Source organism: Priestia endophytica DSM 13796 (genome assembly GCF_900115845.1).
In the GTDB taxonomy this organism is placed as follows: domain Bacteria; phylum Bacillota; class Bacilli; order Bacillales; family Bacillaceae_H; genus Bacillus_I; species Bacillus_I endophytica.
In genome coordinates, this window is sequence record NZ_FOXX01000007.1 from 124,156 (window position 1) to 147,142 (window position 22,987).

Sequence of the window (22,987 nt, forward strand, 5' to 3'; positions counted from 1 at the left end):
GGTGTGGCAAGATCAAAAGAAGAGCGACGAATTGGTCGATGTGAGCTTTGTGGAAGAGATGATGTTTATACAACTGTTCATCATTTAACTCCAAAGGAAATGGGAGGCACATTTGAACCAACAGCAAACCTTTGTATTCCTTGTCACAAGCAAATTCACGCTCTTTATACAAATGACGAGCTAGCAGTTCGATTGAATACAATTCCTAACTTGCAGCAGGATGAAAAAATCAGTAAATTTATTAAGTGGATCAGAAAGCAGCCGTCATCACGCCTCCCAAGAACACGCAAGTCTAATAGTAGAAAAGCATAAAAAAACAGGCCTCGACGGCCTGTTTTTTTTATCCATTTCCTGCTATGGTTTGATCTGCAATATCTGGGTCGAACGTATTTGTAGCAGATCCGCCTGTATTTGTGTTAATAAGGTTCCCTGTATTTCCAGATCCCGATCCATAAGCAACTTTTGAAGTGTCTTTAGGTGAAACATAAAAGGTATCCCCAAATGTAACAACACCACCGCCGCCAATGCTTACAATTTGTACAGGTCCAACAAGTGCTGGCATGCTATCCCTCCTCTCTTTCTCCCTGCTCTTTCTCTCGCCGATCACTTAGAAGCTGTCTAATATGTTTAACACGTGAATAACATTTTATATCTTTTGTTGAGCCAACTTGAACAACAGAAGATGTAGAAGCTCCAGTCACCCGAACCGATCCAACATGAATCATATTAGATTCGTTATATTTTACCGTTGGAATTCGTTTTAAAGTTAGTAGAGGATAGCTTCGTTTAAAAAGTATATAATCTTTAAAATTTCCTTCCCTGCCCAAAAAAAGTTCTGCTTCACGTTGTATAGCGATTACTTTTGCCGAAGCTCTAATATGTGTTGAATCGCCGATATTAAAAATAGAGCTAGATGTTAAGGAATTCATTTGAAACCAATCTACTTTTGAAGTACGCATACTTTTTCTCCTTTATTGTAAAGACAGAGGAACATAAGGACCGATAATAAGAGACTCTGGAGGTGTATCGTAGGCAGAGGAAAGAGCTATGCTTTCAGTATCACCAATCAAAAATACAGAAGAGGTAGATACACCAAGCACATGAATATTTCCAACAAGTAAGTCTCTATTCACAATCGTATAATTCATCATTTTTCGGCTCCTTTAAATGATTGAGGGAGATGTGTTAAAAAGGCATCGATTCCCCGTTTCATATCCTGAGTAATTTGAGTTTTTATACTTTCTTTTTTCTCTTCTCTTGATTGCTCGTCATCTCGTTGCTGTAGATGGAAAAGAATCCGTTCTTCAAGCTGCTTCTTTATATCTTCTGTAATGAAATCATAATAGGATTCATGTAAGTTGATTCCTTTCTCCCTAGCAAGGTCACGAATCCAATCATGGCCGTTTCCTTCTAATAAGGTGAGCGTCTCTTCATAAATTTCATCGCCTAGCTCTTTTATATGTGCATTCCGATTTGGTGGAGTTAAGTCACTCTGACTAATGCTGAAATCTTCAATCTGATGATCAGGAGAAAGTGGATTAAGTCCTATATTTAGCGTTCCTTCTAGTGTTTCAATTTTGAGTTGATCAAACTTGTATTCAATTCTGTCGATTTTAGTTGAAGGGGCCTCTTTTAATGAATTCATCTGTTTCTGGAGGGTTCCTATAGCTTGCTCAAGCTGCAGAATTCGCTGATTCTGTTGTTGAATTTGGGTCTGAAGTTGGTGGATATATGTTTGCATCGTTCCTCCGTATTGCATAAAGAATCTCCTCCATTTCATATGAGTAAGCTACTTTTATACATTATGCATGTGCCCAAAAGATGTGAAGGAGTTCTTCTCAACTCATACGTTCTTTTTTCTTCCTAAATTAAGAGGAACGCTTGGTGCTTCTGGATCAACAATGTTTGTGGTCTCACCTGGTTTTACGGTTTCAGGAGCCTTCCCTGTGAAGCCACCTGTATTGTAAAGCTGCGCAAGAGAACGAATCATTCCAGCGCTTCCAATTTGAAAAACAGAAGAGTTACTAACGCTCGCAATCCGGATTGAATGGATGCAAATGCTTTGATTTACATAGAAATTCATAACCTCACCTCATTAAGCATTGGCCGCTATAGGTTGATCAATAAAGTCTTGATCCTGCGTATTCGTTGAACTAATTTTATTGTTAATCACCAATCCATCTCCAGTGCTAAAAGATCCTGCTCCAGCAAATGTTTTAGAATTTGCTGAAGGTGCGATTGTATAAACGTCTCCAATATGAAAAATACTTGCTGTTCCAACACTATTTACACTAACTGCTCCAACAATAGCTGGCATAAAAACACCCTTTGATTTTGAGTTATAGTGTATCGTATGTTAGGACGAAATATAAGGTGATAGCCTATTTATCCCTTTGTAATTGGAATAAATTTCTGACCCCTTTAAAGCTGATGATCTATTAAGTTTCAGCTATAATGGATGGCTAAGAGAGAAATGAATAAGGAAGTGAGAAAATGAATGGAATAAAAGATGAAAGAATAGCAACTGTTGACCTCTTGAGAGGGTTCGCTCTTTTAGGGATTCTACTTGTCAACATGCCTGGATTTTATTCACCTTCTATCTATATGGATTCCTTTGAGGATACCCACTCAAAAATATATATGGTTATAGATATTTTAGGACAGGGAAGTTTCTATCCTATTTTCGCTACTTTATTTGGTTTTGGATTTATGAAAATCTTTCAAACTTCTTTTAAGAATAATGTTGCTTTTACTCCTTTGTTTTCAAGAAGGCTGTTTTTACTTTTGTGTATCGGATGTGTACATGCTTTTGTTATTTGGTATGGTGATATTTTAATTTTGTATGCTGTGTGCGGTTTTTTTCTCCTTTTTTTTCAAGAAGCAAGAGGGCGCACCTTCCTTTATTGGGGAGGAGCTTTATTTATTATTCCAAGTATCATTATGATTCTTCTTCTTATCGTTGCTTCGTTCTCAAAAGCAGAGTCAAATGCTGTTGGCGTCGTGCAGCCGCTTATTGATAGTTCCATAAGTGCTTATAGAGATGGAAGCATTGCTGAGATTTTTTCTCAGCGTTTCCTTGATTGGTATTATATCAATAATATAGGGACGTTCCCGCTTCTATTCTTATCTGTTTTTCCTTTCTTTCTAATCGGAGCCTTTTTAGCAAAAGAAAAAGGTTTTGAACGTATAAAGGAAAATGTTCTTTTCATTAAATATGTATGTATGATATGCTTTTTTGCTTTCCTATTTTTTAAAGTGCTTCCGTATTTGATTGGGTTTAACGTAGCTACGGACTTTATGCAAGACAGCGTTGGCGGACCTTTAGGAGCAATCTTTTATATTACACTGTTTATGCTATATGGTGAAAAAATACCGCGGTTTGCCGCGCAGCCTCTACAGTCAGCAGGAAGAATGGCACTCACAAATTATATTGCTCAATCTGTTGTATGTACGCTCCTGTTTTATAATTATGGATTAGGTTTTTATGGAAACGTAACAGTTATGGAAGGCTTTCTGTTAGCCCTTGGTTTCTTTGTTGTTCAATGCATTGGAAGTTCTATTATCCTGAAGAGATACTCTAGAGGTCCTTTGGAGCATCTTCTGCGCTCCTTCACATATCGAGGAATGAAAAATGAAAAAAACGCAGTTGGAAAGTAGGAATATAGAAAGAAAGAGCGAATTGTTTAAAAGGTAGAAAGAGGAGGAATAAAAAATGAAATTTGTGACAGCTAGACTACATGATGATGAGTTTATTGGTATGATCCAAGGAGAGAAAGCAATTCATATAAATAAAATTGCAAAAGAGCGTTTTCAGACAGATATTCCAACAAATATGATTTCATTTATTGAGCATTTTCATTATTTTGAACATATTATTAAGGAAATTATCGAAGAAAAAGGGCATGATGCTTTTTCATATTCCATAGAGGAAACAGAGATTCTTGCTCCAATTCCAAGACCGAGTAAAAATGTATTTTGTGTTGGAAAGAACTATCGTGATCATGCCATTGAAATGGGAAGTGAACAAGATATCCCAACGAATCTTATGATGTTTTCAAAGGCACCAACAGCTGTAGTAGGCCCTGATGCACCTATTTTACGACATGAAGATGTAACAGATGAATTAGATTATGAGGGAGAGCTTGCTGTTATTATCGGAAAAAAAGGAAAATCAATTTCTAAAGATGATGCTTTTCATCACGTTTTTGGTTATACCATTTTGAATGATATTACAGCACGAGATTTGCAGTCAAAACATAAACAGTTTCTAATCGGAAAGAGTTTGGATACTTCGTGTCCAATGGGGCCTTTTATTGTGCATAAATCAGAAATTGAGAATGCAGCAAATTTACATATTGAAACGAGAGTAAATGGAGAAATAAGACAAGATGGCAATACAGAACAGTTTATTTTTCCGATTGAAGAAATTATTGCAACGTTATCAAAAGGAACAACACTTGAACCTGGTGACATTATTGCTACAGGAACGCCTGCTGGAGTTGGAAAAGGATTTAATCCACCAAAATTTCTATCTTCAGGGGACATCATTGAAATAACAGTTGAAGGTATTGGAACATTAAGAAATAAAGTGCAGTAACCAAAAAAGATCGTAAGAATTCTTCTTACGATCTTTTTTTATCCCAATTTTCTTAAATCAGATGATAAGAACTGCTCACCTGTATTGAGTGTAATCTCAAACCGGTCGTTTTCTTCACTACAATTAAAGTGGTGATGCACTGAACAGATTCTTTCTTCGTTATCAAATATAAGGAAATTCACGCCGTTTCTTTCACCATCAGTAGGTAAGAAACATAAAGTGTTAAAGCAATAAATACAATCATAAAGAGAAAAAGAGAGATCATTCAATAGTTGGCTTAAGCGCATGAATGAGTGAGTTGAAAGCTCATCAATAAGAAGTTGATAAGCGTGTTGTAGTTTTTTTCCAACGCGTAGCTCTGCCCCATCTTGTAAAAAGCAAACTGTGTTGTTAATTTCAAATGAATTATCTTTTTTCCAACATGCTTTTTGCCAATGACCTTTCCAATATACCTCACAAGATGAGCTAAGAATATCTTGGAGCATTGAAGCTTCATCTTCTTCATCAAAAAAAATCCATTGTGAATCAATACATTCAAGCGTTCCTGAAATAAAGGAGCGTGGTTGCATTTCTAAGCACTGCGTTTTCGATAAATTTTTCATAGGCCACTCCTCCAAATGGTTTGTTGAAAATCCTATTACTATTCTTTGTTGTCTAATTTCCTATTTTCTATAACTATAAAACACAAAATTTTGAAGAAAAAGCGGATGGACAAATCAACCTCTTACTTTTTACGCATAAGATAGCACTATTGAAAAAGCTATGGACCACGATAATGAAAGGGTGGGGAAAACATGTGTGGTATTACTGGTTGGATCGATTATAATCAGAACCTACTGAAAAAGCGTGACACAATTGAAAGGATGACAAAAACACTTGAAAAAAGAGGGCCTGATGATACGAACACTTGGGTAAGAGAGCATGTATCTTTTGGACATAAGCGTCTTGTTGTAGTTGATCCAAGCGGCGGCATACAGCCAATGACAAGAGATAAAAAAGAAAATTCTTACACCATTTGCTATAATGGAGAACTTTATAATACAGAAGATATTCGTAAGGAACTTTTAAAGAGAGGCTATACATTTAACGGTCATTCTGATACTGAGGTTCTTCTTCTTTCCTATGTAGAGTGGAGAGAGAAATGTGTTGAACATTTTAACGGTATTTTTGCTTTTGCCATTTGGGATGAAGAACAACAATCTCTTTTTATGGCTCGCGACAGACTCGGCGTAAAGCCGCTGTTTTATCGTGTATATAGAGGAGGGCTTCAATTTGCTTCAGAGCTAAAAGCTATTCTTGCTCATGAAGATGTAGAGGTAGAAATTACGTACGACGGATTAGCTGAAGTATTAGGTCTTGGTCCATCACATACGCCTGGCCATGGAATTTTTAAAGGGATTGACGAACTGCGTGCTGCACATGCTTTGACATTTAGTAGAGAAGGATTGAACATATGGCGCTACTGGAATGTGAAAAGTGAAAAACATACCGATTCACTTGAAGAGACAGCAGAACATGTGCGAGAACTGTTTCAGGATGCTGTAACAAGACAGCTTGTTTCTGATGTTCCAGTTTGTACCTTTTTATCGGGGGGAATCGATTCAAGTGCCATTACAGCCATTGCTGCCAATGCTTTTCGGGAACAAGGCCAGTCCCTTCATACTTACTCAATTGACTATGAAGATAACGAGAAGTTCTTTAAAGCATCAGAGTTCCAACCAAACTCAGATGGAGTATACATCAAAAAGATGTCTGATGAATTTAAGACAATTCACCATAGCTGTGTGATTAACAATGAAGAGCTTGCTCATTATTTAGAAGAATCTGTGCTTGTTCGAGACATACCAGGCATGGCTGATATCGATTCTTCTCTCCTTTGGTTTTGTAAAGAAATTAAGAAAGACTTTGTTGTTGGTCTTTCAGGTGAATGTGCAGATGAAATTTTCGGTGGATATCCTTGGTTCCATAAAACGCATGCTCTTTCTTCTGATAACTTTCCATGGATGCGCTCTGTTGATGCAAGGGTAGATCTTTTAAAAGACGAGTGGCAAAAAAAACTCTCATTGAAGGAATATGTAAAGAACGGCTATGAGCAATCCATTAAGGAAGTTCCCGCTCTTGACGGGGAAAGTGAAGAAGAGGCAAATAGAAGAAACTTATTTTATCTGAATATGATTTGGTTTATGCCAACGCTTCTTGATCGAAAAGACCGTATGAGTATGGGAGCAAGTCTGGAAGTGCGCGTTCCATTTGCTGATCATCGTCTTGTAGAGTACGTATGGAACATTCCATGGGAGATGAAAATGGCAGGAGGATATGAGAAAGGGATTTTAAGAAAAGCGCTTGAAGGAGTACTTCCAAACGAAGTTCTTTATCGCAAAAAAAGTCCATATCCTAAAACACACAATCCTCACTATACAAACATTGTGCAAAAATGGTTAAAAGATATTTTAAAAGACTCTAATTCACCTCTTTATGAGCTTTTTAATGCTGAAAAACTTAAGGCAATTGCGGATTCAAAAGGAAAAGAGTTTTCTGTTCCTTGGTTCGGGCAGCTTATGACAGGTCCGCAGCTTCTAGCCCACCTTTGTCAGATTCATGTTTGGTTTGAGAATTACAATATTAAAATTGTGAAATAAAGCTAAAAACATAGTCTCCTTTTTGGAGAGACTATGTTTTTTTAATGCAACATTAAGGATAAGGAGTAAAAAAGTAGGCTTTATTTGGACAAGTTATCGTTGAAAAATGAGAAAACTTTTGTAACTAAAGATGATAAAAATAGAATTTTAGCAACAATTAGTTAGAAGCCTTTTCCTATGAAGTAGGGATTTTTTTTAGAAAATTAGAAAAAAAGAAGACGGATTTTAAAAAAAGAGGTTTATTCTATGTAGAATAAGGGTAAATGTTTAGTTCACCTGTGTAATTTATCTGATATTTTAGGTCTAAAAGGTGACAATCAAGGAACAATAAACCTAAGAGGTGATGACAATCAATGATTCGACTAGAAAAAATATTTAAAAGGTACAATGATGGATTTCAAGCCCTAAAGGATGTAAACCTAACGCTTGAAAGTGGGAAAATTCACGTGATTATTGGCCCGAGCGGGTGTGGTAAGTCAACTACAATGAAGCATATTAACAGATTAATCACTCCATCGGAAGGTAAAATTTATATTGATGACGAGGATATTTCACAAGTGAACCCAGTTCAATTGCGCCGTAAGATTGGCTATGTTATTCAGAGCATCGGCTTATTTCCTCATATGACAATAGCAGATAATGTAGCTATTGTTCCTCGCTTATTAAAATGGGATGAAGATAAAATCTCAACGAAAGTAGATGAACTTCTTTCACTCGTTAACTTAGATCCACATACATATCGAGACCGTTATCCAAATGAACTAAGCGGAGGTCAGCAGCAACGTGTTGGGGTTGTTAGAGCTCTTGCCGCAGAACCTGATATCATTTTAATGGATGAACCATTCAGTGCTCTTGATCCGATTAGTCGTGAGCAGCTCCAAGATGAGCTTTCAAACCTTCAAGAAAATATAAAAAAGACGATTGTATTTGTTACTCATGATATGGATGAAGCAATTAAAATTGCTGACAATATTGTGCTAATGAAAGATGGAGAAGTTGTTCAAGTTGGCTCCCCAGATGAAATTCTGCGTCACCCTGCGAATGACTTTGTGAAAGAATTCATTGGTGAGAAACGATTAAAAGGAAACGGAGGAGACTCATCTTTTGATTTTGAAGGAGATGAACTTCCAACAGTGGAAGAAGTAATGATTCCAAAACCAGTAACAGCCTATCCTGAGAGAGGGCTTGCTTCTTCATTGAAACTAATGGAGAAGAAAAAAGTAGATACGCTAATTGTTGTTGATCATCATAAAAAATTACTTGGATATGCTCCTATTTTGAATATTTTAAAACAGTATCGAGATGAAACAAAAACTCTAAAGGATGCGATGGAACCTTTTACTTATGTTGTTCATAAAAACACTCCATTTACTGTTGCACTTGACTATATGAGTGAGCATAATTTGCCTTATGTTCCTGTTGTAACAAAGGAAGGCATATTCCTTGGAGTTATTACAAGAGGGAGTATGGTAAAGTTGATGGCATCTGCTTACTCCGCAGAAGATGAGGTTATATAGATGGATACGCTAAAAGAATATGGAGTGTTTCTACAATCTAGGTATCCAGAAGTTTTGAGTCGGTTAGGAGAGCATCTTTTAATTGTTGTATTAGCCGTTATTGCTGGCTGTATTCTTTCTATTACGGTTGCTATTTTGTTAACACGTATAAAAGAGGGAGTTATTAATTCATTAACGTTTGGGCTTGCAAACATTTTTCAAACGGTCCCAACCATTGCATTGCTTGCTATGTTAATTCCTCTTTTTGGAGTTGGTATGTATCCGGCTATTTTTGCGCTTTTTCTTTATTCTATTCTCCCTCTATTACGGAATACATACTCAGGAATTAAGGAAGTTGATCAAAGTTTAATTGAATCCGCCAGAGGAATGGGGTTTAGTTCAATGCAAAGACTCTTTAAAGTTGAACTACCTTTATCTCTTCCATACATCTTGTCAGGCGTGCGTCTTACAACTGTATATATTATTAGCTGGACAACGCTCGCAGCACTTATTGGAGCAGGCGGCTTAGGGGATTTAATTGTTTCAGGAATGAGTACCAACAACAACTTTTTAATTTTCACAGGTACAATAAGCTCAGTTATCCTCGCCCTTGTTGTAGATTTTCTACTAAATTTCCTTGTGAAGAAAACACAAAGAGCCTAAACAATTTGGATTCGTTCATCTCAACAGCCAAGGAGGATATTATGAGGATATTAAGTAAACTAACGATAATTTGTGTTGTTTCGCTTTTATTTTTATCATCTTGTAGTTCAAAAGATACGATTAAGATTGGAGCAGCAACATTTACAGAATCGAAAATTATCGCTCAAATTTATAAACAGCTTATTGAAGATAGAACAGATATTGAAGTAGACGTTATTCCAGATTTGCTTTCAACACCAATGATTTTAAAAGCAATGGATCGTGGAGATATTGATATGTCTTTAATGTATTCAGGCGTTGTTTTCAATAATTTCTTTCCGGTAGAATCAACAAAAGATCGCGATGAAGTATTAAAGATTGCAAAAGAAGGTTTTAATAAATACTACGATTTTAAATGGTTTGATCCATTAGGCTGGGAAAATACATATGCCGTCACTGTTCGCAAAGAGGAGGCAGATGAAAAGAACCTGCAAAATATCTCTGATCTAGAACCATATCAAGATAGTATGAAGCTTGGTGTTGATTCAAGTTGGAAGGAAAGAACAGAAGACGGATATCGCCCTTTTTCTAAATATTACGGTTTAAATTTCCAAAACTTATATGCAATGGATATCAATTTATTATATCAAGCTGTAGGTACAAAAGATGTAGATGTTGTTGTGGCATATTCAACAGATCCACGCATTATTGAATACGATTTAAAAGTTTTAAAAGATGACAAAAGATTTTTCCCACCTTATGATGCTTCAATGGTTGCTCGTAACGACATTTTAAAAGAGCATCCAGAAGTTGAAGGAATTATAGATGAGCTAACAGGAAAAATTGATGCTGAAACGATTACAAAATTAAGCTATGAAGTGGATATTAAAAATCGAAGTGAGCGTGATGTGGCAAAAGAATTTCTAACCGAGAGAGGTTTACTCGGGGATAAATCGGAGTGAGACAATGAATTTTATTAAAGAACTTTTTGGATATTGGGCAGATAATATTGATTTACTGCTTTTGTATACAGGAGAACATCTTCTAATGGTCATTATTGCCGTTGGCCTTGCTCTTATTGTTGGGACGCTGCTTGGCATTATTTGCTCTAGGTATAAAAGGGTAGCTCCTATTATTTTGACGCTTGCCAACGTTGTTCAAGTTATTCCAAGCTTAGCTTTATTAGCTGTTTTAATGCTCTACTTTGGACTAGGATTTTACACAGTTGTAATCGGACTTTTCTTATATTCACTTCTTCCTATTATTAGAAATACGTATGTTGGGCTTGAAGAAGTTGATAAAACTACAGTTGAAGCAGGTCATGGAATTGGTATGACGTACTTTCAGATTCTAACAAAAGTACAGCTTCCTCTTTCAATGCCATTTATTATGGCCGGGCTGCGTATTGCAGCAGTTATCGCTGTTGGTGTTGCTACACTTGCTCCAATTGTTGGTGGAGACGGACTTGGAAGAGAAATCTTCTCAGGGATTAACTCCCGTAATACCATTCGTATTTATGCAGGAGCAATTCCAGCTTGTATTGTAGCTGTCATAGCTGATATTTTATTAGGAAAGCTCGAACGTAAAATGAAAATAAAAGTTACACGTTAAAAGAAGGCATAGCGAGAACGCTATGCCTTTTTGTTACCCATTTACAGGAGTTCCGCCATTTACATGTAGCATTTGACCTGTCATATAAGAAGAGCTGTCACTCGCAAGAAAGACATAGCTTGGAGCAACTTCAGATGGCTGGCCAGCTCGTTCCATTGGAGTATTAGAGCCGAATGTCTCAACTTGATTGCTGTCAAAGGTAGACGGAATAAAAGGGGTCCAAATAGGTCCTGGAGCAATGCCATTTACACGTATTCCTTGTCCAACAAGAGAAGCAGCTAAAGAGCGAGTAAACGAAACAATAGCTCCCTTTGTTGAAGAATAGTCAATAAGGGTTTCATGCCCCTTGTAGGCTGTAACAGAAGCTGTGTTAATAATAGTGCTGCCTTTTTTAAAATGTGGGAGAGCTTCTTTTGTTAGATAGAAAAAAGAAAAAATGTTTGTTGTGAATGTTCTATGAAGCTGTTCTTTTGTAATATCAAGCAAGCTTTTTTGTGGATGCTGTTCAGCAGCATTATTAACAAGAATGTCAATTTTCCCATACTTTTTCATTGTCTCTTTTATAACTGTTTTACAAAATGATTCGTCTCCAACATCTCCTTGAAGAAGTAAACAATCGCCGTTCATTTCTTCAATTCTTTTCTTCGTTTCCTCTCCATCTTCTGTTTCACTTAAATATACAATAACAACCTTAGCTCCTTCTAAAGCGTAATGATAAGAAACAGCTCGACCGATTCCGCTATCTCCACCAGTAACAATTGCAACTTTTCCAGCTAATTTATCAGAGGGCTTATAGTTTGGATCAATGGAAACAGGAAGTGGGTTCATTTCATTTTCAATACCTGGTTGATGCTGCTGATGCTGAGGGGGAAAGGTCTTTTTTTCATTAGTCATAACAGGGCTCCTTGTGAGTTTTACTTTAGTTTGAGCTTGTTTTTTCCTTGCTATACAAAAAAGAGCCCTTAAAAGGACTCTTAACGAAAATTGATAAATTGAACATCAATAGGTAACTCAGCTTCACGAATAGCGTTCATAATTTGTTGAAGATCATCACGATTTTTCCCGCTAATGCGTACTTGATCATCTTGCACTTGACTTTTTATTTTGAGCTTTGAATTTTTTACAATTGTATTAATCTTTTTTGCATTGTCTTTATCAATGCCTTGGACAAGCGTTGCGCGCTGACGAACTGTTCCTCCTGAGGCATTTTCAACTTTACCATAAGAGATATTTCGGGTTGGGACATTTCGTTTAATTAGTTTAGTAATTAGCACGTCTTTTAGCTGATCAAGTTTAAAGTCATCGTCCGAAATTAAGATAAGTTCCTCTCCATCAAGAGAGATATCGCTTTTGCTTCCTTTAAAGTCATAGCGATTTTTAATTTCTTTTAGGGCAATGTTGATTGCATTTGTTACTTCACTCAAATCTACTTGTGATACAACATCAAAAGAATTTTCTTTAGCCATAATAACCTCCACCATCTTTTTTGCTTTTTGAGCAAGTCTAATTGGGTTTATTATAGAAAAAATAAAGGATAGAGACAATCCTAAACCTAAAAAACTTTGCTTTTAGAAGCAAAGTTTTTTAGTCGTTATGATTCAGCTTGTTGACAGACTACCCTTAAATTCGTTATAAAAAATTATGGTAATTCCATTTTTATGGAAATTAGAAGCGAGTCTTAAAGGTGATCAGGTTTCTTTGATTCTGCATGTTTTCCAAGCTTGCGATTACGCTCCCGGAGAAGATTTTTTTCATGAAGCTCAGCATTATGGTCTCTTGCTTTTTTATCGTTATCACTTGTTCTAGACAATGAAAACAGCTCCTTTCATCCTTAAAGTATTTCTATAGTAGTACTACAGGTATTAGGATAACTCAGGATGTTTTCTTTTATCCGTTGCTTTCGCTTCATTTACAAAGAAAAGAGCAAGAGCACCTGGGCCAGCATGAGAACCAATTACAGCCCCAATAATTTCAATAATAAAAGATCGAGGGCCAAATTCTTGTACAATCATTTCTTTTAGCTCAATTGCAGCTTGCTCATCATCACCATGACTAATTGCAATTGTTTGATTTGATAAGGTAGGGGCACGATGTTTCATATGTTCAACCATGCGTCGAAAAACTTTTTTTCGACCGCGAATTTTCTCAAGAGGAATAAGTTTTCCGTCTTCAACATGAAGAAGAGGCTTAATATTTAGCAATCCGCCTACAAAAGCGGCTGTTTTACTAACGCGCCCTCCTTTAGCTAGTAAGGCAAGATCATCAACTGTAAAGATGTGTTCAATATTTTCGCAATAAAATTTTGCTTGTTCAATAACTTCTTCAAAGGATTTGGATTGTAAAATTTGTTGAGCGGTATAATAAACAGCAAGACCTTGACCAAGGGATGCACATTTGGAGTCGATAATTTCAAATTCAATGTTTGGATATGTAGTTAAAAGTTCCTCACGCACGCTGAGTGCGGTTTGGTATGTACCTGAAAGTGCTGATGAAAAAGCAATATAAAGCATAGGATCGCCTTTTTTAGCAAGTGGTTCTAATATTTCATAAAGCCTTGTTGGCGATGGTTGTGATGTTTTCGCTTCATCACCAAGTCGAATATGTTCATAAAGCTCTTCTGGATAGAGCGATTGAGAATCTTCATAGTCCACTCCGTTAATATGAACACGGAGTGGGATTGAGGTTATATTATATTGAGATAAAGTCTGTTGAGATAAGTCAGCTCCGCTATCTGTAATAAGCTGGATAGCCATTATTTCACCTTCCTAAAGTTAAGATAAAAAGTTTCTATTTTACGATAAAAATAAGTGTTGTTTGAATTTCTATTATAAAGATTAAATGGAAAAGTATCCATAGGTCTTTATGCAATAAATGAGACAAAGGGAATGCTTCTAAAGCCTTGTTTATTGTGAAAAAATCTTTCTAACTAGATATTAAGACATAAAAATCACTTTGCTGCTGAAAGAGAGGAATCTTATGATGCTGATTGAAATCCAGCGCCTTATCATTGTACTGATTGGAGCGTTGTTAAATGCATGTTCGTTAAATTTATTTCTAATTCCTGCTAATGTGTATGCAAGTGGCTTTACAGGGGCAGCTCAGCTTATTTCAAGCATTTTAACAGAATTTACAGCATTTAATATTTCCACAGGAACTCTTTTATTACTGTTAAACATACCTGTAGCTATCTTAGGGTGGTTAAAAGTAGGTAAGTCATTTACTTTATACAGTTTTATAAGCGTTATAGGATCAACGTTCTTTCTTGCTATTGTACCTGTCTTAAATGTTTCAGAAGATCTTTTACTAAATGCTGTGTTTGGTGGAGTCATTGCAGCAGTTGGGATGGGAATTACGTTAAAGTGGGGAGCATCTACAGGAGGACTTGATATTGTTGCAATGATTTTATCTCGTATGAAAGACAGACCAATTGGCACGTACTTTTTTATTTTGAATGCTATTATCATTTTAACTGCTGGACTTTTATTTGGTTGGGAAAAGGCTCTTTATACGTTAGTAACGCTATATGTTTCAACAAGGGTTATTGATGCCATTCATACAAGACACGAAAAATTAACAGCTATGATTATTACGACCAAAACAGAAGATCTGAAAAAAGCTATCTATGCCAAAATGGTGCGGGGTATTACAACCGTTCCTGCTAGAGGCGCTTTTACAAACAAAGAAAAAGAGATGATGATTATGGTTATTACACGGTATGAACTTTATGACTTAGAAAAAATCATTGGAGAAATCGATCCCGAAGCATTTACAAATATTATTGAAACAGCGGGGGTTTTTGGATTTTTTAGAAGAGACAATTAAAAAAGCTGAGGTCATGTGTCTTATGACCTCAGCTTTTTTTATCTTTATTTCTTATTGTTTGGACCTTTTAGCTGACGAGAGAAGTTTTCTAACTCCTGTTTTTCTTGAGCATCTGCCTTTTGCATGGCTCCTGAAACAGTCTCATTCGCAATTTCTTCACTGTAGTTTTGATTATTCTTCATACTGCTTCCATGTAGTGACTGCTGTGAGAAAGTGTCTAAATGCTTTTGTTCTACACTTGAAGCGCCTGCTTTAGCTTTATTGACTGTTTCACTTGTTATATCATACTGCCCGTTATGGCCTCGTGAGCTTTGAGAATGAGACCCTGAGAAGTTTTTCTGCAAGTTACTTAAGTGGCTTTTCTCCTCATTATCAATACCTTTGTGCGGATGACCGAGAATTTCTTCAGCCATCTCAATACTTTCTGGTGAAGGGCGGCGTGTTGGCTGTTGAGCTTTCTTGCCATTTCCAGAATGTGAACGTTGCATAAATCTTTCCATAAGACTTCTTAAAAATGACTTTTCCATTACAGTTGTCCTCCTGTTGAAGAGGAATGAGCACGTGCTTGTTCAGCTTGTTCTAGCGTTAAGTGATAAGGAATACGTTCAGCATGTTTACTTACTGCGTCTGCACCTTGTTTTACAAAACGTTTTGATTTGTTGCTTCTGCCCATTCTTCATTCCCCCTTAAAAATATACCCGCAAGTGACCCAACGTTGGTTGGTGTCAGTTCTATTGTTTGCTTGGGAGAGAAAAATATAACGGAAAAAATTTGCCTACTATAGTTTTAAATGGTCAATCAAGAAATGAGCAATGCCTTCTTCCTCATTTGTTAAAGTGGAAGTGTTAGCTATTTCTTTTAATGAGGGAATAGCATTTCCCATTGCAACGCCAACTCCTGCAAACTTTATCATTTCGAAGTCATTATCTTCGTCACCAAAGGCAATAATATGCTGTGTAGGAATGTTATAATGTTCGGCAACCCTTTTTAAGCCAACAGCTTTATTGATTCCTTTCTTAACAATTTCTATGATGTGGAAAGGAGCTCCCCATCGTCTATGCTCAATAACTTCTGCATGAACATCTGAAAGGTGTGAACGAATATCATCTACTTGTGATTGATTTGCATGGATAAGAATAGAGGTTGGATCTTCTCGGAGAAACTTTCGTAAGTCGCCTCTTGTCACTTTAGGATGGCCAAGTGCAAGTACATCTGTTAATTGTCTATCATCATAATGAACGTACATATCGTCCATAACTTCAGCTAAAATATTAGTGACTTCGTACTGTTCCATTGCTTCTACAATTTCGTGAATTGTTTTGTGATTCATTGGACTATGATATGTTCCAAATGTCCCGTCTTGTGGATGATGAACAAGTGCTCCATTAAAGTTCACGATAGGAGTGGTTAAGTCTAATTCCTTGTAATACATCGTGCTTGAACGATAAGGACGTCCTGTAGCAATCATTACAATATGGCCTTGCTCCCTAACGCTTGCAATGACTCTTTTTGTATAGGGGGTAATTTCCTTTTTATCTGTTAGTAATGTTCCATCAAGGTCTAAAGCAATCAAATGTTTTTCTGGCATAAGAGCTCCTTTCTTATAAAGCTTGTCTTTTTTACTGTAACACAAGTATATGTAGAACAGTGGGCGAAATGAACGTTTTAGCAAGGATTTAACGCTTTTTCAATTGTTGTGAGCGTAATTGGTTTCAATAGACTTCATTTGTCGTTATAATGGGGACATAAAAAGCCTAAAAAGTAAGACCGTAAAAGGCGAACTTTAAGGAGGTAAAAAAATGGAAGCAAAACGTGAAGAAGTCATCATGGAAGCTCTTGAGAACGTAATTGATCCCGAGTTAGGCGTTGATATTGTGAACTTAGGTTTAGTTTATGGAGTTGAAGAAGATAAAGGTACAGTATTTGTTACAATGACGTTAACCTCTATTGGCTGCCCACTTGCAGGTATGCTTTCAGACCAAGTGAAAACAGCTCTTGGGGCTGTCGAAGGAGTAGAAGACGTTGAAGTAAATATTGTTTTCGATCCACCGTGGTCAAAAGATCGTATGACTCGCTATGCAAAAATCGCGCTTGGCGTACAATAAAAGAAATCCCATTAGGTGTTTAACACACTAGTGGGGTTTTTTTCTATACATAATTCAGGGGGAGTTTATTAATGGTTGAGAGAAGAACACCAGTAAAAGTTGAAGAAGCTGTACATAAAGTGATGGAGTATATGAAACATGGAGAAGTTGAGGAAGTATTGTTGAAAGAAGCATGTGGAAGATATTTGGGAGAGAGCATCATTGCTACGCATCCTGTTCCACCATTTGATCGCTCACCGTACGATGGCTTTGCAATCCGTGCAGAAGATAGTAAATATGCGACAAGAGAAAATCCTGTTTCATTTAAAGTAGTAGAAACAATTGGAGCTGGAAAAGTCGCTTCAGCTCCCCTTCAGCCATTTCATGCTGTTCGCATTATGACAGGAGCTCAAATGCCGGAGGGAGCAGATGCAGTTGTTATGCTTGAATTGACTCATTCGTATGTGAAAGAACAACAAACATTTATGTCTATCAAACGATCATTTTCAGCTGGAGATAATATTTCATTTAAAGGAGAAGATGTCCAAAGGGGAGAAGTGCTTGTTGAAAAAGGAACAAAGATTAACCCAGGCACTGTAGCTCTTTTAGCAACGTTTGGTTATTCACGATTACAAGTTGTTCAAAAGCCAAGGATCGGAGTATTTGCAACAGGTACAGAGCTTTTAAGCGTAGATCAGGAGTTAGAACCAGGAAAGATACGAAACAGCAATGCGCCAATGGTATGCGCTCAAATTGAACAAAGCGGTGGAATAGCAATAGATTTAGGAATATTGGAAGATGATTTCGAAAAATGCTATGGGGCAGTAGAAGAAGCAATAAACTCCGTTGATTTTCTTATTACGACAGGAGGCGTATCTGTAGGTGATTTTGACTATCTTCCAGCTATTTACGAAAAAATAGGTGCAAATGTACTCTTTAACAAAGTAGGCATGAGACCAGGAAGTGTCACAACGGTTGCAGAGCTTGATGGTAAACTTCTTTTTGGCTTATCTGGAAATCCTTCTGCTTGCTACGTTGGATTTGAGCTTTTTACCTATCCAATCATTAAATCTTTTCTTCATAGTAAAAACCCTCACCACAGTGTTGTTAAGGCAACGCTTGGAAGTGATTTTTTAAAGGCAAACCCTTTTACTCGATTTGTGAGAACAAGCATTGAATACACAAAAGAAGGATTTGTTGTAAATCCCGCTCGTCTTGATAAATCAAATGTTGTATCTTCACTTGCCTTTACAAATGGTTTAACAATTCTTCCAGGAGGAACAAAAGGATTTCAAAAGGGTCAGAAAGTAGATGTTTTATTAACTAAAGATATGAATTAATCAAAACGTGCCAGACTTGCTTGGCACGCTTTTTTTTATGACATTTAAAATAGTACAGCATAACAAGGTGCTGAAAAAAGAGGGTTTAACATATATTAAAAATTGGTATATAGAACGTTGAAGGAATAAAAAGATAACAAAAATTCTAAAAATATAGATTTTTTATTTTTATGTTTATGATTTTTGCTATCTTTTTTGAATGGCGATGGTATATAAATACATGGAGGGGAAAGGGTTTTTAATAAAAATGAGGTAAGATTCTAGCGTTAAGACGAATTGTGAAAAGAAAAAGTATTGCGAAATGAATTAAATATACAATTGACTTTATTTTTATGCAAAGTTATAATAACAATTAATTCAACTAAGTGTTCTATTCTTTAACCTAAATTTAGAGGAAACAGAGCATGCGAACAAAGGAGCATATATAGAATGGATAGCGAAATTCAAGAAAACCAGAAAAAAGTGAAAGTTGGCATTGTTGGTGCTACAGGATATGGAGGCGTTGAGTTAATTCGTTTACTTGAAGGACACCCTGTGTTTCAAGTGGAAGCTGTTTACTCTTCTTCAAAAGAACAAAAAGAAGTTCGAGAGGAATACCCTCATCTTGCCCACTATAATTGGTTACTTGAAAAAATTGATCCCGAAGAGATGGCAAAAAGCGTTGATCTTGTATTTACGGCTACTCCATCAGGAATCTCAACAACGCTCGTACCACAGCTTATCGAAGCTGGAAGCAGAGTCGTAGATTTATCAGGAGATTTTCGATTAAAAGAAGAAGGCATGTATGAAAAGTGGTATGGGAAAACACCAGGTCCTAAGAAATACATAGATGAAGCAACATATGGACTTGTAGAGTGGTTTTCAGAAGAAGTGAAAGAGAGTACTTTTATTTCTAATCCTGGGTGTTATCCAACTGCAACGCTTTTAGGTCTCATTCCGGTTGTAAAAGAGCGAATGATTCAGCCTCATTCAATTATTATTGATGCAAAGTCGGGTCTTTCAGGAGCAGGTCGTTCGCTATCACGAACAGCTCATTACGCAGAAATTAATGAAAATATGAAAATATATAAAGTGAATAAACATCAGCATATTCCGGAGATTGAACAAACATTGCACAGATTTGATGACAATATTGGACACGTCACATTTAATCCGCACCTTGTCCCGATGACAAGAGGAATTATGTCGACAATATATGCAACGGTAAAAGACGCTATGACTTGTGAAGAGCTTTATGAGGTATATAAAAAAGCATATGAACGTTCAACATTTGTAAGAGTTCGTCCTCTAGGTGAGTTCCCAGCAACGAAAGAAGTAAGTGGATCAAACTATTGTGACATTGGGATTGATTACGATGAAAGAACAAATAGGGTAACGATTGTTTCAGTCATTGACAACCTTGTAAAAGGAGCTGCAGGGCAAGCAATTGAAAATGCAAATATTTTAATGGGGCTAAAAGCAGAGACAGGTTTAGGCTTTCTACCTATGTACCCGTAATAGAATAGAAGGATTCAAGGAGGAGAAAACATTGCTACAAGTTCAGGTAGAACAGAAGATTTATAAAATAGAAGAGGGCTCGCTTTTATCTCCAAAAGGCTTTTCAGCCGGAGGTGTTCATGCAGGACTTCGTCACGCAAAGAAAGATGTTGGAGTTGTTGTAAGTGAGAAACCAGCAAGCTGCGCAGCTGTATATACACAAAATGTATTTCAAGCAGCTCCGCTAAAAGTAACGAGAGAAAGTATTGCAGAGGAACAGCTTTTACAAGCGATTATTGTTAATAGCGCTAATGCAAATGCTTGTACTGGTGAACAAGGATTGAAAGACGCGTATGAAATGAGACAGCTTACAGCACATAAGCTTTCTGTTCCAGAGCACTATGTAGCAGTTGCTTCGACAGGAGTAATCGGAGAAATGCTGCCAATGGAGAAGGTGCGAAACGGTATTCTTGATGTTACAACAAATCACGGAGTAAACGGAGCGGAAGATTTTCAAACGGCTATTCTAACAACAGATACAATAATGAAAAAGTCTTGTTATCAGTTTGAAATTGATGGGAAAACAGTGACAATCGGCGGAGCTGCAAAAGGATCAGGCATGATTCATCCAAATATGGCCACAATGCTTGGCTTTGTAACAACAGATGCAAATATTGATAGTGAATCTCTACAAGGTGCTCTTCGTTCTATTACAGACAACAGTTTTAATCAAATTACAGTTGATGGAGATACGTCAACAAACGATATGGTGCTTGTAATGGCAAATGGCATGGCGGGAAATGAAGCATTAACAACAGAACATAAAGAATGGTCAACATTCTATAACGCACTTCAGCTTGTTTGTGAAGATCTCGCTCGTCAGATTGCTAAAGATGGAGAAGGAGCAACAAAACTGATTGAAGTGAATGTTACAGGAGCAGCTACAAAAGAAGATGCAAACAAAGTGGCGAAATCTGTTATTGGTTCAAATCTTGTAAAGTCAGCTGTATTTGGATCTGATGCAAACTGGGGCCGAGTTCTTTGTGCAATAGGCTATTCTGGTGCAGACCTTAACCCTGAAACTGTTCATATTGCACTCGGACCAATTACAATGCTCGAAAACAGTACACCACAACCTTTTGATGAGGAAGAAGCAACAAAATATCTTGAGAATTCTACTGTTGTCATTCATGTGAATCTTCATAATGGAGAAGAAACTGGAAAAGCATGGGGGTGTGACTTAACGTATGACTATGTCAAAATCAATGCTAGCTACAGAACGTGAGGAAAAATCAGTTGTTGTTATAAAATGTGGAGGAAGCATCATTAATGAACTAACAGACGATTTTTTTCAAAGTCTTAACGTTCTAAAACAAAATCATCATGTTGTAATTGTGCATGGTGGGGGACCTGATATTGCCGAGACTTTGAACAGCTTAAATATTCAAACTGAATTTGTAGAAGGTCTTAGAAAAACGTCTGTCGAGGTACTTAACGTTGTTCAAATGGTGCTCGGAGGAAAAGTGAATAAAACGTTTGTCACAAAACTGTTTAAAAATAAAATCAAAGCAGTCGGTCTTTCTGGATGCGATGGAGCTATTCTACAGGCACAGCAAATTCAAGACGGAAAATTAGGATTTGTAGGAGAAGTGAGTCATGTTGAGAGCAACCTCCTTTATAGTCTTCTAGAGCAGGGATATGTTCCTGTTATCTCATCAATCGGAATGGATGAGAACGGCCAGCTTTTAAATGTAAATGCAGATGTTGCAGCAGGAGCTGTTGCAAAAGGATTGAAAGCAGAGCGATTGCTTTTTATTACAGATGTAAAAGGTGTTTTAAAAGATGGAGAACTGCTAGAAACGTTAACAGTAAAAGAGGTTGAAAAACTTATCGATGAACAAGTAATTACAGGAGGAATGATTCCGAAAGTAAAAACAGCTGTAAGTGCTCTGTCATCATCATTAGATAATGTTTATATTGCAAGTGGCACATCTTCATTTTGTAATGAGCAAGGATTAATCGGAACATCTATAAAATATGACACAAAAAGTAAGGAGTGTAATGATGAGCGCGTTGTTTCCAACATATAATCGATTAGAGCTTGAAATTGCACATGGAGAAGGAACGAAAGTAACTGATACAAATGGAAAAACATATCTTGATTTTATCTCTGGAATTGCTGTTTGTAATTTAGGTCACCGTCCACCTTCTGTGCAAAAAGCGATCGAAGAGCAACTCGAAAAAGTTTGGCACGTTTCCAACCTTTTTCCGGTTTCTCTTCAAGAGGAAGTAGGAGAGCAGCTTGTTGCTCATAGCTGCTGCGATGCTGCTTTTTTCTGTAACAGTGGAGCAGAAGCAAATGAAGCTGCAATTAAGCTAGCACGAAAGTATACTGGGCGAACAAAAGTGATTACGTTCAAGCAATCATTTCACGGTCGAACATTTGCTACAATGAGTGCAACAGGGCAAGGGAAAATTCAAGAAGGATTTGGCCCTCTTTTACAAGAATTTGTTTACCTTCCTTATAACGATAGCGAAGCTTTAGCGAGTGAAATCAATGAGAGTGTTGCAGCTGTTATGCTAGAAGTTGTTCAAGGAGAGGGCGGCGTTCATGCTGCAAATGCTGAGTTTTTACAGAAAGTACAACAGCTTTGCAAAGAGAACGGATCACTTTTTATTGTTGACGAAGTGCAAACAGGTATCGGAAGAACTGGAAAACCATTTGCTTATCAGCATTATGACATCGAACCAGATGTAATTACGATTGCAAAAGGTCTTGGAAATGGATTTCCAGTAGGGGCGATGCTTGGAAAGGAATTCCTCCGTGATACTTTTTCCGCTGGTTCACATGGTACAACATTTGGAGGGAATCCACTGGCAATGGCAGCTGCAAAAGCTGTCTTGGCTGAGATTTTTGATGAGAGTTTTTTAACAGAAGTCAATCAAAAAGTAGATTATTTTACAGAGAAATTAGCTGAGAAGCTTCAACATATTGAAGAAATTCGGGAAGTGAGAGGGAAAGGGTTTCTAATTGGAATTGAAACATCTGTGAATCAAGGGGAACTTTTAACAAAGCTTCGTGAAAATGGATTATTAGCTCTACCTGCAGGACCACAGGTTTTAAGACTTCTTCCACCACTAACTGTTACAACAGAAGAACTGGACGAAGCCATTGAAAAGCTAGAAAAAGTATTTACTGAGATGACTACGCCAGTAATACAGTAATGAAAAGAGTAAAAGGTTTGATTGTTCTTTTAATCAGACCTTCTTTTTAAAATAA

29 protein-coding genes are annotated in these 22,987 nt (G+C 36.9%); 15 read left to right on the top strand and 14 right to left on the bottom strand.

The window, feature by feature from the left end; genetic code table 11:
• Positions 1-3: 3 nt before the first annotated feature.
• Complete coding sequence (locus tag BM012_RS14415) at positions 4-312, top strand: HNH endonuclease (protein ID WP_061803265.1); 309 nt, start codon at positions 4-6, stop codon at positions 310-312.
• A gap of 28 nt (positions 313-340) precedes the next feature.
• On the opposite strand, the gene BM012_RS14420 is transcribed toward BM012_RS14415, so the two are convergent.
• From BM012_RS14420 to BM012_RS14445, 6 genes are all read right to left on the bottom strand, one after another.
• The gene (locus tag BM012_RS14420) at positions 341-562 is read right to left on the bottom strand and encodes a spore germination protein (protein ID WP_061803266.1); all 222 of its coding nucleotides are present in this window, start codon (positions 560-562) and stop codon (positions 341-343) included.
• Position 563: 1 nt separating this feature from the next.
• Positions 564-959: a spore germination protein GerPE gene (locus tag BM012_RS14425; protein WP_061803267.1), complete on the bottom strand. Its 396-nt coding sequence runs from the start codon at positions 957-959 to the stop codon at positions 564-566.
• Between the two features lie 12 nt (positions 960-971).
• Positions 972-1,148: a hypothetical protein gene (locus BM012_RS14430; RefSeq protein WP_061803807.1), complete on the bottom strand. Its 177-nt coding sequence runs from the start codon at positions 1,146-1,148 to the stop codon at positions 972-974.
• Positions 1,148-1,759, bottom strand: coding sequence for a spore germination protein GerPC (gene gerPC, locus BM012_RS14435; protein WP_061803268.1), 612 nt, complete (start codon positions 1,757-1,759; stop codon positions 1,148-1,150). The genes BM012_RS14430 and gerPC overlap by 1 nt, the downstream gene beginning before the upstream one ends.
• 84 nt (positions 1,760-1,843) lie before the next feature.
• On the bottom strand, positions 1,844-2,083 hold the full coding sequence (locus tag BM012_RS14440) for a spore germination protein GerPB (protein ID WP_061803269.1): 240 nt from the start codon (positions 2,081-2,083) through the stop codon (positions 1,844-1,846).
• Positions 2,084-2,095: 12 nt separating this feature from the next.
• Complete coding sequence (locus BM012_RS14445; RefSeq protein WP_019393877.1) at positions 2,096-2,317, bottom strand: spore germination protein; 222 nt, start codon at positions 2,315-2,317, stop codon at positions 2,096-2,098.
• A 176-nt stretch (positions 2,318-2,493) separates the two neighbouring features.
• On the opposite strand from BM012_RS14445, the gene BM012_RS14450 reads away from it, so the two are divergent.
• Both BM012_RS14450 and BM012_RS14455 read left to right on the top strand, forming a co-directional pair.
• A complete protein-coding gene (locus BM012_RS14450; RefSeq protein ID WP_061803270.1) occupies positions 2,494-3,657 on the top strand; it encodes a DUF418 domain-containing protein in 1,164 nt (387 codons plus the stop codon).
• A 55-nt stretch (positions 3,658-3,712) separates the two neighbouring features.
• Entirely contained in the window at positions 3,713-4,597 is an 885-nt protein-coding gene (locus BM012_RS14455; protein ID WP_061803271.1) for a fumarylacetoacetate hydrolase family protein, read from the top strand.
• A 38-nt stretch (positions 4,598-4,635) separates the two neighbouring features.
• Here the strand turns inward: BM012_RS14455 and BM012_RS14460 are convergent, their stop codons facing one another.
• On the bottom strand, positions 4,636-5,199 hold the full coding sequence (locus tag BM012_RS14460; protein WP_061803272.1) for a DUF2777 family protein: 564 nt from the start codon (positions 5,197-5,199) through the stop codon (positions 4,636-4,638).
• Between the two features lie 192 nt (positions 5,200-5,391).
• On the opposite strand from BM012_RS14460, the gene asnB reads away from it, so the two are divergent.
• The 5 genes from asnB (at position 5,392) to BM012_RS14485 (ending at position 10,985) form a co-directional block, all read left to right on the top strand.
• Positions 5,392-7,236, top strand: coding sequence for an asparagine synthase (glutamine-hydrolyzing) (gene asnB, locus BM012_RS14465; protein WP_061803273.1), 1,845 nt, complete (start codon positions 5,392-5,394; stop codon positions 7,234-7,236).
• Positions 7,237-7,589: 353 nt separating this feature from the next.
• Positions 7,590-8,753, top strand: a complete 1,164-nt coding sequence (locus tag BM012_RS14470) for an ABC transporter ATP-binding protein (RefSeq protein WP_061803274.1) — start codon at positions 7,590-7,592, stop codon at positions 8,751-8,753.
• Positions 8,754-9,395: an ABC transporter permease gene (locus tag BM012_RS14475; RefSeq protein WP_061803275.1), complete on the top strand. Its 642-nt coding sequence runs from the start codon at positions 8,754-8,756 to the stop codon at positions 9,393-9,395.
• Between the two features lie 41 nt (positions 9,396-9,436).
• On the top strand, positions 9,437-10,336 hold the full coding sequence (locus BM012_RS14480; RefSeq protein WP_061803276.1) for a glycine betaine ABC transporter substrate-binding protein: 900 nt from the start codon (positions 9,437-9,439) through the stop codon (positions 10,334-10,336).
• A 4-nt stretch (positions 10,337-10,340) separates the two neighbouring features.
• A complete protein-coding gene (locus BM012_RS14485) occupies positions 10,341-10,985 on the top strand; it encodes an ABC transporter permease (RefSeq protein ID WP_082802513.1) in 645 nt (214 codons plus the stop codon).
• A 33-nt stretch (positions 10,986-11,018) separates the two neighbouring features.
• Here BM012_RS14485 and BM012_RS14490 read toward each other — a convergent pair whose 3' ends face one another.
• From BM012_RS14490 to BM012_RS14505, 4 genes are all read right to left on the bottom strand, one after another.
• Positions 11,019-11,879, bottom strand: a complete 861-nt coding sequence (locus BM012_RS14490) for an SDR family oxidoreductase (protein WP_061803277.1) — start codon at positions 11,877-11,879, stop codon at positions 11,019-11,021.
• An 80-nt stretch (positions 11,880-11,959) separates the two neighbouring features.
• Positions 11,960-12,451, bottom strand: coding sequence for a YajQ family cyclic di-GMP-binding protein (locus BM012_RS14495; protein ID WP_061803278.1), 492 nt, complete (start codon positions 12,449-12,451; stop codon positions 11,960-11,962).
• A gap of 212 nt (positions 12,452-12,663) precedes the next feature.
• On the bottom strand, positions 12,664-12,795 hold the full coding sequence (locus tag BM012_RS26095) for a DUF3941 domain-containing protein (RefSeq protein ID WP_074842833.1): 132 nt from the start codon (positions 12,793-12,795) through the stop codon (positions 12,664-12,666).
• A 52-nt stretch (positions 12,796-12,847) separates the two neighbouring features.
• Positions 12,848-13,738: a DegV family protein gene (locus tag BM012_RS14505; protein WP_061803279.1), complete on the bottom strand. Its 891-nt coding sequence runs from the start codon at positions 13,736-13,738 to the stop codon at positions 12,848-12,850.
• A gap of 223 nt (positions 13,739-13,961) precedes the next feature.
• Here BM012_RS14505 and BM012_RS14510 point away from each other — a divergent pair, with 223 nt between their 5' ends.
• Complete coding sequence (locus BM012_RS14510) at positions 13,962-14,807, top strand: YitT family protein (protein WP_061803280.1); 846 nt, start codon at positions 13,962-13,964, stop codon at positions 14,805-14,807.
• 44 nt (positions 14,808-14,851) lie between these two features.
• On the opposite strand, the gene BM012_RS14515 is transcribed toward BM012_RS14510, so the two are convergent.
• The 3 genes from BM012_RS14515 to BM012_RS14520 all read right to left on the bottom strand — a co-directional run bounded on the left by BM012_RS14515 (position 14,852) and on the right by BM012_RS14520 (position 16,395).
• Complete coding sequence (locus BM012_RS14515) at positions 14,852-15,334, bottom strand: hypothetical protein (protein ID WP_061803281.1); 483 nt, start codon at positions 15,332-15,334, stop codon at positions 14,852-14,854.
• Complete coding sequence (locus tag BM012_RS26445; protein WP_019393862.1) at positions 15,334-15,480, bottom strand: hypothetical protein; 147 nt, start codon at positions 15,478-15,480, stop codon at positions 15,334-15,336. The genes BM012_RS14515 and BM012_RS26445 overlap by 1 nt, the downstream gene beginning before the upstream one ends.
• Before the next feature lie 105 nt (positions 15,481-15,585).
• Complete coding sequence (locus BM012_RS14520; protein ID WP_061803282.1) at positions 15,586-16,395, bottom strand: Cof-type HAD-IIB family hydrolase; 810 nt, start codon at positions 16,393-16,395, stop codon at positions 15,586-15,588.
• 211 nt (positions 16,396-16,606) lie between these two features.
• On the opposite strand from BM012_RS14520, the gene BM012_RS14525 reads away from it, so the two are divergent.
• From BM012_RS14525 to BM012_RS14550, 6 genes are all read left to right on the top strand, one after another.
• Positions 16,607-16,912: a metal-sulfur cluster assembly factor gene (locus BM012_RS14525; RefSeq protein ID WP_019393860.1), complete on the top strand. Its 306-nt coding sequence runs from the start codon at positions 16,607-16,609 to the stop codon at positions 16,910-16,912.
• Positions 16,913-16,983: 71 nt separating this feature from the next.
• On the top strand, positions 16,984-18,231 hold the full coding sequence (locus tag BM012_RS14530; RefSeq protein ID WP_061803283.1) for a molybdopterin molybdotransferase MoeA: 1,248 nt from the start codon (positions 16,984-16,986) through the stop codon (positions 18,229-18,231).
• Between the two features lie 429 nt (positions 18,232-18,660).
• Complete coding sequence (gene argC / locus BM012_RS14535) at positions 18,661-19,728, top strand: N-acetyl-gamma-glutamyl-phosphate reductase (RefSeq protein ID WP_082802514.1); 1,068 nt, start codon at positions 18,661-18,663, stop codon at positions 19,726-19,728.
• Positions 19,729-19,759: 31 nt separating this feature from the next.
• Positions 19,760-20,992 carry a bifunctional ornithine acetyltransferase/N-acetylglutamate synthase gene (argJ, locus tag BM012_RS14540; RefSeq protein ID WP_061803284.1) on the top strand — a complete coding sequence of 411 codons (1,233 nt, stop codon included), beginning with the start codon at positions 19,760-19,762 and terminating at the stop codon, positions 20,990-20,992.
• Entirely contained in the window at positions 20,955-21,797 is an 843-nt protein-coding gene (argB, locus tag BM012_RS14545) for an acetylglutamate kinase (protein ID WP_082802515.1), read from the top strand. The genes argJ and argB overlap by 38 nt, the downstream gene beginning before the upstream one ends.
• Positions 21,772-22,932: an acetylornithine transaminase gene (locus BM012_RS14550; protein ID WP_061803285.1), complete on the top strand. Its 1,161-nt coding sequence runs from the start codon at positions 21,772-21,774 to the stop codon at positions 22,930-22,932. Before argB ends, BM012_RS14550 begins: the two co-directional genes overlap by 26 nt.
• Positions 22,933-22,987: the final 55 nt, after the last annotated feature.